Source organism: Lysobacter antibioticus HS124, assembly GCF_000336385.2.
Taxonomy (GTDB): domain Bacteria; phylum Pseudomonadota; class Gammaproteobacteria; order Xanthomonadales; family Xanthomonadaceae; genus Lysobacter; species Lysobacter firmicutimachus.
Map to the genome: position 1 here is coordinate 30,267 of NZ_HG424521.1, position 17,489 is coordinate 47,755.

Consider the following 17,489-nt stretch of genomic DNA (forward strand, 5'->3'; position numbering starts at 1 on the left):
CGAGCCTGCATCAGTCGCCGTAGGCAGGTCGCGCGCGGCCGCCTCGGTGCGGCCGCGTCCGGGTCAGGCGACCCGGAACACCGGCTCGGGGGTGCGGCCGTTGGCGTAGTGGCTGTCGTTGACCCGGGCGTTGTGCTGTAGAAGGGCCAGTTCGGCCAGCCGGTCGCGCATCCAGGCGGCGCGCTGTTCGGCCGGTTCGCCGTGCGGGTGCTCGAGCCGGCGGTAGGCGCAGAAATCGCGGAAGTCCTCGGCTTCGGCGGCGAAGGTCGGCCAGGCCAGTTCGATCAGCAGCACGTCGTCGAGCAGACCGAGCAGCGGGGTCGGGTCCGGGATCAGGTCGTCGTGGCGGTCGATGTAGGCGAACAGCTTGTCCAGCCGCACGCGCAGGGCCGGATCGCAGTCCCAGGCCGGGTCTACGACCATCGCGTGCAGCTCCTGCAGACGTTGCATGCGGTCGTCGATCACGCGGCGGGCTTCGCTGGCCGGCAGCGAGGCCAGCCAACCGGCCAGGCGCTGCAGCCGCGCCGCGTCCACCCGCGCGGCGTCGGGTTGCAGCTCATGGACCAGGGCATCGAACTCGGCGATCGCGGCGGGCTTGATCGCCAGGGCGGGTTGGTAGGCCGGCGGTACCGGGGGCGCGGCGGAGTCGCGCTCGAACGGCAACGGCTCGGCGGTCGGGGTGGGATGAGGCATGCGCATGGAACACCTCGCGTCCGGCCTTCGGGGGAGGCAGGCGGCGCGCGTCGCGGGCCGGGTGCGACGCGAACCTGCAGAGTCTGCAGGGGTGACTCTGCGCCTGTCGGCAGTCTGAGCGCGCCGGTATGAAGTCGTTGTGACCGATGGCACGGAGGCCGTATTCAGCCGATCGGCGGTCGCGCCTGCGCTTGCGCGCCCCGCAAGCCGACCGCGATGTCGGAAGCTCCCTGTAGGAGCGGCGTGAGCCGCGACAAGGAATGCGCAGAACCCCGACGCTCATCGCTACCGGCCGAAGCGGTGCAGCATCGCCGGAGCAGGAGCCGCGCAAGCCGCGACCGCGCTGTTTCGGTCTTGCGGCGTTCCCGCTCGAAGGCCTCGAGAGCCAAAGCGTCCGCCCACGAGCGGGCGGATACCTTTCTTTAGGCGCCCAGTAGGAGCGGCGTAAGCCGCGACTGCGACGTTTCAGTTTCGCGGCGTCTGCGCTCGAAGGCTTCGAGAGCGAAGCGTCCGCCCGCAAGTCGGCGGTTAACTCTCTTTTTGCGCCTCAAAAGAAAGTCACCAAAGAAAAACGCGTTCCGCGCGAAGCTCCCTTGCGAGCTCGGCGCTTGCGCGGGGATTTTTCGATAGGGCGTCCATGTCCTATCGAACCATGCTCTTCAAAGGCGGGACGCACGTCCTGTGCGCCGCCCTTCGGGGCTATAGGTGTCACCGCGAGTTCCGCGCTGCGCCAGGCTTTTCAAGCAAATGCAACAGCGATGGCAATGCATCGGCGCGGCGCAAGCCACAGGCCGCACGGGTAGATTTCGCACCGTGCCGGCGCGGCGCTCAGAACAAAGCCAACTGGCCTTCGGCGATGCGTACCGGGGCGAAGCTGCGGCGGTGCTGGGGACAGGGGCCGTGGGCGTTGAGCGCGGCCAGGTGGGCGGCGGTGGAATAGCCCTTGTGCTGGTCGAAACCGTAGTGCGGGTACTGCGCATGCAACTCGCGCATGAGCCGGTCGCGCGCGACCTTGGCCAGGATCGAGGCGGCCATGATCGACGGCTCCAGCGCATCGCCGCCGATCAGCGCTTCGCCGGGGCAGGGCAGGCCGGGCGGCAGGTGGTTGCCGTCGACCCGGACCAGGTCGGCGCCGGGGGCCAGCGCCAGCAGCGCGCGGCGCATGCCGCTCATGGTGGCCTGGAAGATGTTGACCCGGTCGATTTCCTCGACCTCGACGAATTCGATCCGCCAGGCCAAGGCGCGCTGCTGGATCAGCGGGAACAGCGCCTCGCGTCGCGCTTCGGTGAGTTTCTTGGAATCGTCCAGACCGTCGATGCGCCGGCGCGGGTGCAGGATCACCGCGGCCACCGCGACCGGCCCGGCCAGCGGGCCGCGCCCGGCCTCGTCGATGCCGGCAATGAGGCGGGGCTTGGCGCGGGGGCGGGTAGGAGCGCTGGCGTCGGTCGGAGGCACGTGGAGCGGGAGCGAGGAGCGGGGCAGGAGGGAAATGGCGGGGTTAACCTGCCGCCTTGGCATTCTCGCCGATCAGCTCGGCGATGGCGTCGGCCGCTCGGGCCGAAGCGTCGCGCTTGAGTTCCAGGTGGATGCGCTGGAACTTGGGCAGCAGGGCCGCGCTGGCGGCCGGCTCGCGCAGCCAGCGCAGGGTCGCGCCGGCCAGGTTTTCCGGGGTGCAGTCGGCCTGCATCAGCTCCGGCACCACCGCTTCGCCGGCGAGCACGTTCGGCAGCGCGTAGTGGTCGACCTTGAGCATGCCCAGGCGCTTGACCAGGGTGTAGGTCAGCGGCGAGACCTTGTAGGCCACGGTCATCGGCCGCTTGGCCAGCATCGCTTCCAGGGTGGCGGTGCCGGAGGCCAGCAACACCGCGTCGCTGGCGATCATCACCGTGCGCGCGCCGCGGTCGACGATGCGCAGCGCGCGCCGCAGGCGCGCGCCGTCGGGGTGCGCGTCGAGAATGCGTTCGAATGCGGCGCGCGAGGCGGCGTTGGCCATCGGCGCGACCACGCTCAGGCGCGGCTCGGCGGCCAGCATCAGCGCCGCAGCGGCGAGGAAGTCGCCGGCCAGCCGTTCGATTTCGCCGACCCGCGAGCCCGGCAGCATCGCCAGCACCGGCGCCTCTTCGTCCAGGCCCAGGTTCATCCGCGCTTCTTCGCGGTCGGGGTGGATCGGCATCTCGTCGGCGAGCGGGTGGCCGACGAAGCGCGCGTCGACGCCGTATTCGGCGTAGATCGGCGGCTCCATCGGGAACAGGCACAGCACCCGGTCGGCGCTCAGGCCGATCTTCTGCGCGCGCTTGCGCCGCCACGCCCACACCGACGGGCTGACGTAATGCGCGGTGCGCACGCCGCGCTGCTTGAGCCAGCGTTCGACGCCGAGATTGAAGTCGGGCGCGTCGATGCCGATGAAGGCGTCGGGCTTCCAGTCGAGGATGCGCTGGCGCACGTCGCGGCGCAGGCGCAGCAGCCGCGGCAGGTGCTTGAGCACTTCCGACAAGCCCATCACCGCCAGTTCGCCGGCGTCGAACCAGGTGTCCATGCCGGCCGCGCGCATCTGCTCGCCGCCGATGCCGACGAACTCGGCGCCGGGGTAGCGGCGCTTGAGCTCCTCGATCAGCGCCGCGCCGAGCAGGTCGCCGGAGGCTTCCCCGGCGATCAGGGCGAAGCGCGGCGGCGGAGGCGGCGCGGCGGGGAAGATCTCATCGATGGGGGAGGGGGCGACGGCGGCAGGAGCGTTCATCGGGGCAAGAGGCGTTCCGGTTCGAGCCGGTGCCGGTCGGCGCGCAAACGCAGGCGCGACGGCCGGCCGGGAATGAGGACGATGCCGCATTCTCGCCCGGAATGGCGTGGGCATGGGGCCATCGCGGTCGTTGAGGGGCACTTGCTGCCAAACGGCGTGACCCGCGTCGGCTTTTGCCGGCCGCAGGGCGGGCGCCGGCGATACCGGCCCGGCCGGCGCCCGGGCACGGCGCGAGGCCGCGCATTGGCGGCTGCCGCGTCGCTCAGCGCGCCGGCCGCGACGCCGAAAAGTGGCGTTCCAGCTCGCGCTGGTACTGGCCGCGGTCGAAGACGAAGTCCAGCGGGCCGACGGAGGCCGCGTCCGCGGTCGGGGCGAAGCCGTGCTCGTATTCCGGCGCCACCTGCCGCCACGCGACCCGGTCCTCGCGCACTTCCAGGACACAGGACACCACGCCGCAGTAGTCGCAGCCGCAGTGGCAGCGGTACAGCACCAGGCGCGCGCTGCCGAGTTGATTGTGCGCCGGCTGCTGGCCGAGGAATACGGCGAGGCCGCGTTCTGCCAGCGCCGGCGGGCGCGGGATTTCCAGGTCGGTGTCGGCGTTGCCGAGGTCGCGGGCGATGCCCAGCCACTGCGTGAGCGGGCACTCGTCGATGAAGATCTCGGCGACATCGGCGCGCTGTTCGGCGCCGTCGACGGTGTAGGCGAAGACGGTCCGGCCGATGCGCAGGCGTTGGGTCGTCGCCGTCACGATGCCTCAGCGCAGCAGCGGCCGTTCGCCGTTGCCGATGAAGTCGAGCAGGGCACGCACGTCCGGGCTGTCGGCGGCCATGTCCTCGAGCTTGGCCCGCGCCTCTTCCAGCGACGCGCCGGAAACGTACAGGGTGCGGTAGGCGCGCTTGATCGCGCCGATGCGCTCGGCGTCGAAGCCGCGGCGCTTGAGGCCTTCGCTGTTGATCCCGCGCGGGCGGCCGTAGCCGTCCTGAGCGACCATCAGGAACGGCGGCACGTCGCCGTTGACCAGTGCGCCCATGCCGATGAAGGCGTGCGCGCCGATGCGGCAGAACTGGTGGATGCCGGAGAAGCCGCTCATGATCACCTGGTCTTCCACGGTGACGTGGCCGGCCAGGGTCGAGTTGTTGGAGAACACGCACTGATTGCCGACATGGCAGTCGTGGGCGACGTGGGTATAGGCCAGGAACCAGTTGCCGTTGCCGATCCGGGTCAGGCCGCCGCCGTTGCCGGTGCCACGGTTGACGGTGACGAACTCGCGGAACACGTTGTCGTCGCCGATTTCCAGCTCGGTGCGTTCGCCGGCGAATTTCTTGTCCTGCGGGTCGCCGCCGATCGCGCACTGGGCGTAGAAGCGGTTGCCGCGGCCGATCCGGGTCGGGCCGTGGACCACGCAGTGCGGGCCGAACACGGTGCCCTCGCCGACTTCGACGTCGGCGCCGATGTAGCAGAACGGACCGACCTCGACGCCGGCGCCGAGGCGGGCGCCGGGTTCGACGAAGGCGGTCGGATGGATCGTGGCGCTCATCGCGTCACTCCTTGACCTCGGCGCAGACGATGTCGGCGCAGGCGACCTGCTCGCCGTCGACGCGGGCGATGCCGGTGTAGATGGCCATGTTGCGGATGGTGCGCTTGAGCGTGACTTCCAGCTCCAGGCAGTCGCCCGGCGTGACCATGCGCGAGAACTTGGCGTTGTCGATCTTGACCAGGTAGAACAGGCGGCCGTCGGCGACGCCGCCGTGCGAGAGCTGGGTCAGGATGCCGCCGGCCTGGGCCAGCGCTTCGATCACCAGCACGCCCGGCATCACCGGATGGCCCGGAAAGTGGCCGTTGAAGAAAGGCTCGTTGCAACTCACGTTCTTGCGGCAGAGCACGCGCTTGTGGGCTTCGAACTCGACCACGCGGTCGACCAGCAGAAACGGGTAACGGTGCGGCAGCAGCTTCTGGATCGCCGTAACGTCGAGCGGGAGTTGCAGGGTCTGGCTCATCTTCTTGGGTTCTTCCGTTATGCGCGTCCTGCGCTGGGAGTCCGCGGTCCGTCCGCGGCCCGTCGTGACCGGCTTGCGCCGCAATGCCCATTGTCCCGCAGTTTTCGCCGCGGGTGTGGCGCCGGCGTATGGTGGCGCCGGGCGGGCGGCCGGCTCAGCCGTCCTCGCGCGAACGCGGGTTGCGCCGGGCGATCGCGTCGAGCTGCTTGAACCGCGCGGCGTTCTTGCGCCAGCTGCGGTTGTCCATCAACGGGGTGCCGGAGGAGTATTCGCCGGGCTCGCGGATCGAGCTGGTGACCAGGCTCATCGCGGTGACGACCACCTTGTCGCACAGCTCCAGGTGGCCGAGCACGCCGGCGCCGCCACCGATCAGGCAGTAGCGGCCGATCTTGGCGCTGCCGGCGGCGGCCGAGCAGCCGGCCATGGCGCTGTGGGCGCCGATGCGGACGTTGTGGCCGATCTGGATCTGGTTGTCGAGGCGCACGTCCTCCTCCAGCACCGTGTCCTCGATCGCGCCGCGGTCGATGGTGGTGTTGGCGCCGATCTCGCAGTCGTCGCCGACCACCACGCCGCCAAGCTGGGGCACCTTGAGCCAGCGGCCGGCCTCCATCGCCAGGCCGAAGCCGTCGGCGCCGAGCACCGCGCCGGGGTGGATCAGCACACGCTGGCCGAGCCGGACCCGGGTCACCAGGGTCACCCGGGCGATCAGCTCGCTGCCGGCGCCGACCACGCAGTCCTCGCCGATCACGCAACCGGGGCCGACGATGGCGCCGACCTCGACCCGGCTGCGCGCGCCGATGCTGACGAAGGGGCCGATGTGTGCGTCAGCGGACACGTCCGCGCTGGGGTCGATCGCCGCCGAGGCGTGGATGCCGGGCTCGCGCAGCGGGCGCGGCTCGAACAGGGCCGAGATCTTGGCGAACGCGGCGTAAGGATCGCGTGCGATCAGCGCGGTGCCGGGGTAGCCCTCGGCGTCGTCCTCGCGCATGACCACCACGCCGGCCCGGCTCGCGGCGAGCTGGGCGCGGTACTTGGGATTGGCGAGAAAGGCCAGCTGGCCGGGTTCGGCCCGGGCCAGAGTGCCGACCCCGAGCACGCGCGCGGCGCCGTCGCCGCTCAGGCCGAGCGCGAAGCGCTCGGCCAGTTCCTGAGCCGTGTGACCGTTGTTGCTCAAAGCAGGGGCCCCGAAGCGTCGCCTGCGGCCGCGGCCGCGATCAGAACGTACCGCCGAAGGTGAACTGCAGACGCTCCAGCTCGTCGCCGCGATCGGTCTGGCGGCCCTGGGCATCGTACTCCGGACCCTGCTTCTTGAACGGGAACGCGTAGCTGATCGAGATCGGGCCCATGGGCGAACGCCACATCAGCGCGATGCCTGCCGAAGCGCGCAGCTCGCCGGCGTCGAAATCGTCGTAGCTCTTGTAGACGTTGCCGAAGTCGAGGAACGCCGAGACGCGCGCGGCGGGCGTGTCGAGCAACGTCGGGAAATACATTTCCAGCGAGCCGGTGGTCTTGAACGCGCCGCCCAGCGGCTGCTTGTAGGTCGCGCCGATGAACGCGGCCTCGCGCGGGCCCAGCGTGTTGTCGGTGAAGCCGCGCACCGAGCGCACGCCGCCGGCGTAGAAGTTCTCGAAGAACGGCAGGCCGGTCGCGGTGATGGTGCGCGGCGCGACGGGGCCGTTCGGGCCGTCGGGGTCGACGACCCGGCTGACGTCCTTGCCGTAGCTGTCGCCGTAGCCCAGCTCGGTGCGGGTGTTGAGCACCAGGTGGCGCGACAACGGCCAGAACTTGGAGAAGTTGTAGTTGATCTTGTAGTACTCGACCGTCGAACCCGGCAGGGTCGCTTCCAGCCACACCCGCTGCTGGGTGCCGGCGGTCGGGGTCAGCGCGTGGTTGAGGCTGTTGCGGCCCCAGCCGATCTGCGCGCGCCAGGCGTGGAAGGTGCGCTGGCCGAGCGCGTCGAGGTAGTCGATGATGCTCGGCGGCGCGGTGTTCGGGAACGCCAGGATCTCGTTGCTGTCGATGCCGATCAGGCCGGTCACCGAGTCGGTTTCGGTCAGCGGCACGCCGAGCACGACCTGGGCGGTGCCGTTGGTGGTCGAGTACTGGGCGGTGTTGAAGTCCGAGTAGTCGAGTTCGCGCCAGGACAGGTTGTAGCCCAGCGAAACGCCGTCGTCGGTGAAATAGGGGTTGGTGTAGGAGAAGTCGTAGCGCGACTGATAGCGGCTGCGCTGCGCCTGCACCGACACGCGGTTGCCGCTGCCTAGGAAGTTGTTCTGCGACAGCTGGATCTGCGTGGTCAGCTTGCCCAGCTGCGAATAGCCCAGGCCGAACACGAAGCTGCCGGAGGTGGTTTCCTTGAGGTTGTAGACGACGTCGACCTGGTCGTTGGTGCCGGGCACCGGCTTGCTCTCGACGTCCACGTTCTCGAAGAAGCCCAGGCCCTGCAGGCGGATCTTGGAGCGGTCGATCGCCGCCTGCGAATACCAGGTGCCCTCGAACTGGCGCATTTCGCGGCGCAGCACTTCGTCGGCGGTGCGGGTGTTGCCCTTGAACACGACCCGGCGCACGTTCACGCGCGGGCCCGGCACCACCTGCATGTTGATGCCGACGGTCTTGTTCTCGCGGTTGACGTCCGGAATCGGGTTGACCTGGGCGAAGGCGTAGCCGACGTTGCCCAGGGTCGCGGTGATCGAGTCGGAGCTGATCTCGAGCAGGCGGCGCGAGAAGATCTGGTCCGGCTTGACGATGACCAGCTTCTCGATCTGCTCCTTGGGCAGGATCGTATCGCCGGTGACCTGCACGCTGGAGACCTTGTACTGATCGCCTTCGGTGACGCCGGCGGTGAGGAACATGTCCTGCCGGTCGGGGCTGATCGCGACCTGGGTGGAGTCGATGCTGAAGTCGACGTAGCCGCGGTCGAGGTAGTAGGAGTTGAGCTTTTCCAGATCGCCGGACAGCTTCTCGCGCGAGTACTGGTCGTCGCGGCGGTACCAGCTGAGCCAGTTGTGCTCGCGCGACTCCCAACCGTCGAGGATGTCCTTCTGCTCGAACTTGTCGTTGCCGATCAGGTTGATGTGGCGGATCTTCGCGGCCTTGCCTTCCTTGACGTTGATGGTCAGGTCGACGCGGTTGCGGTCGAGACGGTTCACCGAATTGGTGATCTCGACGTTGTACTTGCCGCGGTTGTTGTACTGCCGGGTCAAGTCCTGGGTGACCTTGTCCAGGGCCAGGCGGTCGAAGGTCTCGCCTTCGGCCAGGCCGATTTCCTTCAGGCCCTTGAGCAGGTCTTCGCTCTTGATGTCCTTGTTGCCGGTCAGGGTGAGCTTGTTGATCGCCGGACGCTCGGCGACGGTGACGACCAGGATGGTGCCCTGGCGGTCGAGCTGCACGTCTTCGAAGAAGCCGGTCTTGTACAGGGCGCGGATGGCGTCGCCGGCCTTGGCCGAGTCCATCGTGTCGCCGCGCTCGACCGGCAGGTAGGTGAAGACGGTGCCGGCGGAAATGCGTTGCAGCCCGTCGATGCGGATGTCGCTGACCGTGAACGAACCCGGCGCGGCGGCGACCCCGAGCGAGAACGGATCGGCGGACTGCGCCATCGCGGGAATCGCCGGCGCCGAGGTCATTGCCGTGGCAAGGGCGAGGGCGAGCAGGCGGCGATTAGGGATTCGCGTCATCATTACGTCCGTTTGGGGCTGGATGCCGGCAGTCGGGCATCGGGTCGAAGTGCGGCAGGATAGAGGGCAAAGCGTCCGTTCGAGCGTCAGGCCGGCATCAGCGCACCAAGTTGTTCAGGATGTCGTTGTAGAACGCCAGGCCCATCAGGCCGGCGATCAGGGCCAGGCCGACGAAATGTCCGGCCGCCATTACGCGTTCGCTGACCGGGCTGCCTTTGACCAGCTCGATAAGGTAATACAGCAGGTGACCGCCGTCCAAGATCGGGATCGGCAGCAGGTTCAGGATGCCCAGGCTCAGCGACAGCAGGGCCAGCAGCTGCAGATACCAGGCCGGCCCGTTGTTGGCGTAGGCATTGGCGGCGCGGCCGATGGTCACCGGCCCGGCCACGGTGTTCTGCAGAGAGACCCGGCCGGTGAAGGCGCGGCCGATCATCGCGAACAGCTGTTCGGCCTGGTGCACGCCCTCGCGCAGCGCCGCCGGCACCGCCTGCAAGGGGCCGTAGCGCAGGACCGCGTCGCGCGTCGGCTCGGGCAGTTCGGCCGAGGTCAGGCCCAGGCCCCAGTAGGCTTCGCCGTCGGGCTTGAGCATCCGCGCCGGAGCGATTTCCAGGGCCAGGCGATCGCCGTTGCGGGCGACCTCGATCATCGCGCTGCCGCCGCGCCGGTGCAGCTTGGCCACGGCCGCGGTGAGGTCTTCCCAACTGCGCAGCGGATCGCCGTCCAGCGCCGTGACCCGGTCGCCCTCGGCCAGCACGCCCCAGGCGGGGCTGCCCGGTTCGATGCGGCCGATCACCGCCGGGCGCAGCTCGTGGCGGCCGCGCAGGCCGACGATCTGGACCGCGCGGCGTTCGTCGAACTCGGCCGGCAGCCGCGACAGCCGCAGGTGGCGGGTGGCCTCGGCGCCGTTCTCGGCGCGGATTCGCACCGCCACGTCCTCGCGGTCGAGCGCGTGCGGCAGCAGCGCCAGCTGCACTTCGCTCCAGGTCGGGGTGTCGCGGTCGCCGATGCGCAGCACGGTGTCGCCGCGACGCAATCCGGACTCGGCGGCCAGGCCGGCGACGTCGCCGACCACCGGGGCGAAATCGGGGCGGCCGATCACGAACATGCCCCACAGCAAGGCGACGCACAGGATCAGGTTGGCGAGCGGGCCGGCGGCGACGATGGCGATGCGCTGCCACACCGGCTTGCGGTTGAAGGCCTGCGGAATCAGCGCATCGGGAATCTCGAACTCGCGCTCGTCGAGCATCTTGACGTAGCCGCCGAGCGGAATCGCGCCGATCGCGTACTCGGTGCCGTCGGCGGCCTTGCGCAGCCACAGCGGCTTGCCGAAGCCGATCGAGAAGCGCAGCACCTTCACCCCGCAGCGGCGGGCGACCCAGAAATGGCCGAACTCGTGAATGGTCACCAGCACGCCGATGCTGATGATCAGCCACCACAGCGACCCCAGGATCTCGCTCATGGCTGCCTCGACGTCGGTGGCTGGGCTGCTGCCATGGTTCAGGCTCGTTGGACGATCGCCTGCTCGGCGTGGCGGCGGGCCCGTTGGTCGGCATCGCGCAGCGACGCCAGCGAACTGGCCGGTTGGGGGGGAAGCGCGGCGAGGGTGTCCTCGACCAGCGCCGGTATCGCTAGGAAACCGATGCGCCGCTGAAGAAACGCTGAAACCGCCACCTCGTTGGCGGCGTTCAGCACCGCCGGCGCGGTGCCGCCGGCGGCCAGGGCCTCGAAGGCCAGGCGCAGGCAGGGGAAGGCGTCCAGGTCGGGACGTTCGAAGTCGAGCCGGCCGTGAGCCAGCAGGTCGAGCCCGGCCACGCCCGAGTCGATCCGCTGCGGCCAGCCGAAGCCCACCGCCAGCGCGGTGCGCATGTCGGGCAGGCCCAACTGGGCCAGGGTCGAGCCGTCGACGAATTCGACCAGCGAATGCACCAGGCTCTGCGGGTGCACCAGCACTTGGATGCGTTCGCCGCCGACGCCGAACAAGTGGTGGGCCTCGATGACTTCCAGGCCCTTGTTCATCAGCGTCGCGGAGTCGACCGAGATCTTCGGCCCCATCGACCACTTGGGGTGGGCCACGGCCTGTTCCGGAGTGACGTCAGTCAGGTCGGAACGTGTACGGCCGCGGAACGGCCCGCCGGACGCGGTCAGCAGGATGCGCTTGAGACCGGCATGGGCGTGGGCGTCGGGCAGGCATTGGAAGATCGCGTTGTGCTCGCTGTCGATCGGCACGATGCAGGCGCCGGCCTGGGCGGCGGCATCCATCAGCAGCTCGCCGGCCAGCACCAGCGATTCCTTGTTGGCCAGCAGCAGGCGCTTGCCGGCGCGCGCCGCGGCCAGGGTCGAGGTCAGCCCGGCGGCCCCGACTATCGCCGCGACGACGGTGTCGCACGCGTCCGAGCCGACCAGCTCGACCAGGGCCTGATCGCCGCAGTGGGCCTGGGTGGACAGGCCGCGTTCGCGCAGGCCGTCGCGCAGCGCGGCGAAACCGCGCTCGTCGGCGATCACCGCGTGTTCGGGGCGATGGCGCTCGCACAGCGCGAGCAGGGCGTCGACCCGGCCGCCGGCGGCGAGCACGCTGGCGCGCAGCGCTTCGGGGTGGCGCGCGATCACGTCCAGCGCCGAGGTGCCGATGGAACCGGTGGCGCCGAGTACGGCGACTTTGCGGGCGGGAGCGGTCATGGCCGGATCAGAACCCGAAGATGGCCTTGCCGAGCGCGAACACCGGCAGCGCGGCGAGCACGCCGTCGATGCGGTCGAGAATGCCGCCGTGGCCCGGAATCAGATGGCCGGAATCCTTCACCCCGACATGGCGCTTGAGCAGGCTTTCGAACAGGTCGCCGACCACCGAGAACAGCACCGCGGCCAGCGACACCAGGGCGACCCAATGCAGTTGGTCGGTGCGGGCGCCGGCGAGCAACGAGAACCCCACGCCGGCCGCGACGCCGGCCACGGCGCCGCCGATCAGGCCTTCGACGGTCTTGTTCGGGCTGACCCGCGGGGCCAGCTTGAGCATGCCGAACTTGCGCCCGGCGAAATACGCGCCGGTGTCGGCGGCCCAGACCACGGCCAGCGCGGTCAGCAGCCACCAATGGCCGTTCGGCGCTTCGGCGTGGATCCAGGCCAGCGCGCACCAGGCCGGAATCACGCTCAGCGCCGCGGCGGCGAGCTTGAACGCGCGCGCATAGGTCTCGTGATTGCTGGCGAACTGGAAGCGCTGCAGCCACAACAGCGCCAGCAGCCACCACACCACGCCGACCAGCGAGGCGATCTTGAACAACACCATCGACGGCGCCTGCACCGCGCCCATGCCGCCGCCGCGCGAAGCCCAGACGATGGTCACCATCAGCGCCAGGTGCGCGACCAGCAGCACCGTGCGCGACAAGGTGTCCTCGATCTCGGCCAGATCGAACCACTCCCACAAGCCGGCCAGGAACAGCACCGCGGCCACGGCGATCATCCACGGCGTCGGCAGCAGCAGGATCGCGGCGATCGCGACGGGCGCCATGACCAGCGCGGCGAGCAGGCGGGTTCGGGTCATTCAACGGTCTCTTTGGGCTGGGCGGCGATCTGCGCCCCGGTCAGGCCGAAGCGCCGCTCGCGGCCGCCGAACTCGTCCAACGCGCGTTGCAGCATCGTCTCGTCGAGTTCGGGCCACAGCGCTTCGGTGAACCACAGTTCGGTATAGGCCAGCTGCCAGAGCAGGAAGTTGCTGATCCGGGTGTCGCCGCCGGTGCGGATGAACAGATCCGGCGGCGGCAGGTCGGCCAGGCTGACCCGCGAGGCGAACAGGGCTTCGTCGATCGCTTCCGGGGCGAGCCGGCCGGCGGCGACGTCGGCGGCCAGCGAACGCGCCGCCTGGACGATGTCCCAGCGGCCGCCGTAGCTGGCGGCGATGGTCAGGTGCAGGGTCGCGTTGGTGCGGGTCTGGGCTTCGGCGGCGGCCATGCGTTCGCGGATCTTGTCCGAGAAACGGTCGCGCTCGCCGATGAAGCGCACGCGCACGCCGCGGCGGTCCAACTCCTCGACCTCGCGTTCCAGCGCGTTGAGGAACAGCTTCATCAACCCGCCGACTTCGTCTTCCGGGCGGCCCCAGTTTTCGCTCGAGAACGCGAACAGGGTCAGCGCCTGGATGCCGCGGGCGATGCAGAAATCGATGCAGATGTTGACCGTGCGGGCGCCGGCGCGGTGGCCGATGATGCGCGGCCGGCGCCTGCGTTCGGCCCAACGGCCGTTGCCGTCCATGATGACGGCGAGATGGCGCGGAATGCGGGCGGGCGAGGGGGCGGGCTCGTTGGGCATGGCGCCGATGACGGGGATCTCGGTAAGCGGACGGTCGGCCGTTGACGGGGGCTGGCGGCCGGGCGAAGCCGGGCCCGCGTGCGGGACCCGGAACTGGACCGGCGCAGCGCGCGGAAGTTCAGTCGAACCCGCGCGCGGCGCCTGGCGGGATCAGACCGCCATCAGCTCCTGTTCCTTGGCCTTGACCACGCCGTCGACGTCCTTGATCGCGCTGTCGGTGACCTTCTGGATCTCGTCTTCGAAGCGGCGCAGCTCGTCCTCGGTGACCTTCTTGTCCTTGAGCAGTTCCTTGGCCTGATGGTTGGCGTCGCGACGGATGTTGCGGACCGCGACCTTGGCGTTCTCGCTTTCGCTGTGCACGACCTTGGTCAGTTCCTTGCGGCGCTCTTCGGTCAGCGCCGGCAGGTTGATGCGGATCACCGTGCCGGCGGTGTTCGGGGTCAGGCCGAGGTCGGAGGCCAGGATGGCCTTCTCGACCGCACCGACGATCTGCTTCTCCCACGGCGTGATGGTCAGGGTGCGCGCATCGCTGACCTGGACGCTGGCGACCTGGTTCAGCGGCATCTCGGAACCGTGGTAGTTGACCTTCAGATGGTCCACCAGCGCAGTCGAGGCGCGCCCGGTGCGGACCTTGGTCAGGTCGTGGCGGAAGGATTCGACGCTCTTGGCCATGCGGTTCTGTGCGTCTTTCTTGATGTCGTTGAGCATCGCCGGCTCCGGTCCTATGGCGGTAATCGCGGGATTATATGGGCTCGGGCGGGTTTTGCGGGCCGGAAGGCCGCCCCGAGGGGCGCGCGCGCAGCCCGGCCGGGGCGCAGGACGGGCGTCGGCGGTCACGGTTTGCGCCGCCAGCGGCCGCGCGAGGGCCGCCCGTGGCGTCGGCCGCGATTCGCTGCGATGCAGCATGGACCTCAGCGCGAAGTCGCGGATCCGTGGCCGTGACGGTGCGCGGGCGGCTCGCCGCCGCCGTGCTCGTGGCCGGCATCGCAATCGTGCGGACGGTCGTGGTCGTGTTCGCCGTGATCGTGGTGCTCGTCGTGATCGTGGCGCTCGTGGCGGTGGCCGTGATGCCCGTGGGCGCGATCGAACGCGCCGTGCGGCGCGCGATCGTGGCGGTCGTGCTCGCAGGCGCGGCCGTGCTCGACCTGCAAGGTCGGGTGGTTGATGCCGAAACGGCGGTCGAGTTCGCGATTGAGGCGGTCGATGAAGGCGTCGTGGTCGCTGTCGTCGGGGCGCACGATGTGCGCGGTCATCGCGATCTCGCCGGCGCCGAGCGACCAGATGTGCAGATGATGCACGGCCTCCACGCCGGGCTGCGCGCGCAGCAGGGTTTCGACTTCGCTGCGGTCGATGCCGCGCGGCACCGCGTCCATCGCCGCATCGAAGCTTTCGCGCAGCAGGCCGAACGCGCCGACCGCGACCACCGCGCCGATCAGCAGGGCGATCGCCGGGTCGAGCCAGGCCCAGCCGCTCAGCCACATGCCGGCGCCGGCCAGCACCGCCGCCAGCGACACCGCGGCGTCGGCCATCAAGTGCAGGAACGCGCCGCGCCGGTTGAGGTCGTGCTCGTGCCCGTCGCGCACCAGCCAGGCCGCGCCGAGGTTGACCGCGATGCCGATCGCCGCCACCACCATCACCGGCAGCGCGGGAATCTGCGGCGGCGCGCCGAAGCGGCGGATCGCCTCCCAGCCCAGCGCGCCGGAGAAGCCGACCAGCAGCAGCGCATTGGCCAACGGCGAGAGCAGGGTGGCGCGGCGCCAGCCGTACGTGTGGCGATCGGTGGGGCTGCGCCGGGCCAGCGCGGCGGCGCCCCAGGCCAGGCCCAGGCCGAGCACGTCGCCGAGGTTGTGCAGGGCGTCGGAAAGCAGGGCCAGGGAGTTGGTGGCGAAGCCGTAGCCGGCCTCCAGCGCGGTGTAGGCGAGGTTGATCAGGGTGACCGCGGCGAAGGCGCGGGTCCCGCCGTGAGCGTGGTGGTGGCCGTGGGAATGCATGCGGTCATGCTGTCACGCGCCCGCCCGCGAACACTATTACAGGCCGTCGCGGCGCGGCTTTAAACCCGGCAGGCGGGCACGGAATCGGATATCGGAGCGGGCGGCCAGAGCGGCGCGGGGCGTCCGGCCCATGACTTTCGGCCGCTTGACTACGTCTGTAGTCAAAAGCACTCTGACTACAGACGTAGTCAGGAGGGCGCATGAACCGTAAATCCATCGGCGACCAGGAGCTGGCCTTGCTGCATTACCTGGACGAACGCGACGACGCTTCGGTCGGCGAGGTCGCGGCCGACTACGGCCAGACCCGCGGTCTGGCTCGCTCGACCGTGCTGACCATGATGGAGCGCCTGCGCGCCAAGGGCTTCCTGCGCCGGCGCAAGGTCGGCGGCGTGTACCGCTACGCGAGCGTGGCCGCGTCCGAGGATGTCATGCGCTCGGCGGTCGGCCAGTTCGTCGCCAATACCCTGCAAGGTTCGCTGTCGCCGTTCGTGGCCTGGATGTCGCAGCGTGGCGAGGTCAGCGAGCAGGAACTCGGCGAACTGGAGCAACTGGTCGCGCAACTGCAGTCGCGGCGCAAGGAGCGCTGACATGAGCCACGCAGGGACCTGGGCGTCGGAGCTGATCGCGCGCCTCGCCGCGGCGAGCCTGCAGTCGCTGCTGCTGGTGGCGCTGGTGTGGGCGGCCTGCCGTTGGCTGCCGGGCCTGAGCGCGGCGGCGCGCTGCCGCCTGTGGTGGCTGACGGCGCTGCAGTTGTTGATCGGGCTGTGTTGGCCGACGCCTCTGGCGTTGTCGGCGCCGGCGTGGTGGCCGTCGCTGGCGATCGGCCAGACGCTGCCGGCGGCCGCGCCCTGGTCGGCGCGGGTGCCGTTCGCGCTCGCCGCCGGCGCAGCGGTGCCGGCGGCGCCCGATGTCGGCGCAGCGCTGCCGGCCTGGTCGCTGGCCTGGGCGAGCCTGTGGCTGGCCGGCTGCGTGGCGATGTCGGCGGTGCAACTGCGGGCCTGGCGCAGCGTGCGCCGCCGGCTGGCCGCGTCGCAGCCTTGCGAGCATGCCGGCGTGGCGCACCTGTGGCGCCGGCTCGGCGTCGCGCTGGGGCTGCGCCGGATGCCGGCGCTGCGCGTGTCGGCGCAGATCGAATCGCCGCAACTGCTCGGCCCATGGCCGGCGACCGTGCTGCTGCCGCAGGCGCGGCTGGCGACGATGAGCGAGGCCGAACTGGAAATGGCCTTGCACCACGAACTGGAACATCTGCGTCGCGGCGACCTGTGGTGGGGCTGGGTGCCGGCCGTGGCGCAATGGCTGTTTTTCTTTCATCCGCTCGCGCACCTGATCGCGCGCGAGTACGCCCTGGCGCGCGAGGCCGCGGTCGACGCGGCGGTGCTCGACAGCCGGCGCTATCCGGCGCAGGACTACGGCCGCCTGCTGCTGCGCCTGGGCGTGGGGCCGCGCCCGCAGGCGGGGCTGGCCAGCGCGTCGCCGACCTATCTGATCCTCAAGAGGAGATTGACCATGCTGCAGAACGCCGCTCCGACTTCGCGCCTGCTCGCCCTGTGCCTGACCGCCGCGGTCGCCGCGTTCGGTCTGGCCCCCTACCGGATCGCCGCCGCGGATATCGCCCAGCCGGTACAGGCCAAGGCCGACCCGGATCGCGCCGGGGAAAACGCCGGCGAAACCCGCATCACCGAACGCGGCGCCGGCGTGCCGGACCAGCGTTGGGCGGTGCGCGGCGAGCGCTACTACCGCATCGGCGACGACGGCGCTTACCGCGAGGTCGTCGATCCGGCGACGCGCGAACGGCTGCAGCGGATGATGCGCGAGTCGCGCCAGGCCGAGATCGCCGGCGAACGCGCGCGGCGCGACGCCGAGGCAACGGCGCGCGAGGCCGAACGCCATGCCCGCGCGGCCCGGATCGAGGGCGAGCGCGCGGCGGAGCACGGCCGGCGCGAAGCCGAGCAGGGGCGGCGCGTCGCCGAGCGGGCCCAGGCGATGGCGCGTCGGCACGCCGCCCAGGCCGAACAGCAGGCGCATCGGACCGCGCGCGAACAGGCAACGGCCGAACGGGCCGCCGAGCAGGCGCGCCGCGAGGGGCCGCGCGCGCAGGCGA

Annotated in this window: 16 protein-coding genes; 2 read left to right on the plus strand and 14 right to left on the minus strand. The window is 70.3% G+C overall.

All coding sequences use genetic code 11. From position 1 onward, the window contains the following. Window positions 1-63: 63 nt before the first annotated feature. From TX83_RS15045 to TX83_RS15110, 14 genes are all read right to left on the minus strand, one after another. Complete coding sequence (locus TX83_RS15045) at window positions 64-693, minus strand: hypothetical protein (RefSeq protein ID WP_141233520.1); 630 nt, start codon at window positions 691-693, stop codon at window positions 64-66. Window positions 694-1,521: 828 nt separating this feature from the next. Continuing rightward, window positions 1,522-2,148, minus strand: a complete 627-nt coding sequence (locus tag TX83_RS15050) for a ribonuclease HII (protein WP_064748785.1) — start codon at window positions 2,146-2,148, stop codon at window positions 1,522-1,524. Window positions 2,149-2,191: 43 nt separating this feature from the next. Continuing rightward, window positions 2,192-3,430, minus strand: coding sequence for a lipid-A-disaccharide synthase (gene lpxB, locus TX83_RS15055; protein WP_064748786.1), 1,239 nt, complete (start codon window positions 3,428-3,430; stop codon window positions 2,192-2,194). A gap of 262 nt (window positions 3,431-3,692) precedes the next feature. Next, a complete protein-coding gene (locus TX83_RS15060; protein ID WP_064748787.1) occupies window positions 3,693-4,178 on the minus strand; it encodes a hypothetical protein in 486 nt (161 codons plus the stop codon). 6 nt (window positions 4,179-4,184) lie between these two features. Further along, on the minus strand, window positions 4,185-4,967 hold the full coding sequence (gene lpxA / locus TX83_RS15065; RefSeq protein ID WP_064748788.1) for an acyl-ACP--UDP-N-acetylglucosamine O-acyltransferase: 783 nt from the start codon (window positions 4,965-4,967) through the stop codon (window positions 4,185-4,187). Between the two features lie 4 nt (window positions 4,968-4,971). After that, on the minus strand, window positions 4,972-5,427 hold the full coding sequence (gene fabZ / locus TX83_RS15070) for a 3-hydroxyacyl-ACP dehydratase FabZ (protein WP_064748789.1): 456 nt from the start codon (window positions 5,425-5,427) through the stop codon (window positions 4,972-4,974). A gap of 154 nt (window positions 5,428-5,581) precedes the next feature. Beyond that, on the minus strand, window positions 5,582-6,601 hold the full coding sequence (lpxD, locus tag TX83_RS15075) for a UDP-3-O-(3-hydroxymyristoyl)glucosamine N-acyltransferase (protein ID WP_064748790.1): 1,020 nt from the start codon (window positions 6,599-6,601) through the stop codon (window positions 5,582-5,584). A 40-nt stretch (window positions 6,602-6,641) separates the two neighbouring features. Further along, entirely contained in the window at window positions 6,642-9,101 is a 2,460-nt protein-coding gene (gene bamA / locus TX83_RS15080) for an outer membrane protein assembly factor BamA (protein WP_064748798.1), read from the minus strand. A 97-nt stretch (window positions 9,102-9,198) separates the two neighbouring features. Next, complete coding sequence (gene rseP / locus TX83_RS15085) at window positions 9,199-10,560, minus strand: RIP metalloprotease RseP (protein ID WP_064748791.1); 1,362 nt, start codon at window positions 10,558-10,560, stop codon at window positions 9,199-9,201. 38 nt (window positions 10,561-10,598) lie between these two features. Continuing rightward, complete coding sequence (locus tag TX83_RS15090) at window positions 10,599-11,777, minus strand: 1-deoxy-D-xylulose-5-phosphate reductoisomerase (RefSeq protein ID WP_064748792.1); 1,179 nt, start codon at window positions 11,775-11,777, stop codon at window positions 10,599-10,601. 7 nt (window positions 11,778-11,784) lie between these two features. Beyond that, window positions 11,785-12,636, minus strand: a complete 852-nt coding sequence (locus tag TX83_RS15095; RefSeq protein ID WP_064748793.1) for a phosphatidate cytidylyltransferase — start codon at window positions 12,634-12,636, stop codon at window positions 11,785-11,787. Then, complete coding sequence (gene uppS, locus TX83_RS15100; RefSeq protein ID WP_064748794.1) at window positions 12,633-13,397, minus strand: polyprenyl diphosphate synthase; 765 nt, start codon at window positions 13,395-13,397, stop codon at window positions 12,633-12,635. Before uppS ends, TX83_RS15095 begins: the two co-directional genes overlap by 4 nt. Before the next feature lie 150 nt (window positions 13,398-13,547). Continuing rightward, window positions 13,548-14,105, minus strand: a complete 558-nt coding sequence (frr, locus tag TX83_RS15105) for a ribosome recycling factor (RefSeq protein WP_064748795.1) — start codon at window positions 14,103-14,105, stop codon at window positions 13,548-13,550. A gap of 203 nt (window positions 14,106-14,308) precedes the next feature. Beyond that, complete coding sequence (locus TX83_RS15110; protein WP_075575189.1) at window positions 14,309-15,388, minus strand: cation diffusion facilitator family transporter; 1,080 nt, start codon at window positions 15,386-15,388, stop codon at window positions 14,309-14,311. A gap of 200 nt (window positions 15,389-15,588) precedes the next feature. Here TX83_RS15110 and TX83_RS15115 point away from each other — a divergent pair, with 200 nt between their 5' ends. Beyond that, on the plus strand, window positions 15,589-15,975 hold the full coding sequence (locus TX83_RS15115; RefSeq protein WP_064748796.1) for a BlaI/MecI/CopY family transcriptional regulator: 387 nt from the start codon (window positions 15,589-15,591) through the stop codon (window positions 15,973-15,975). Window position 15,976: 1 nt separating this feature from the next. Beyond that, window positions 15,977-17,489, plus strand: a 1,513-nt coding sequence (locus TX83_RS15120) for a M56 family metallopeptidase (RefSeq protein ID WP_064748797.1), incomplete at its 3' end; no start/stop codon positions are given.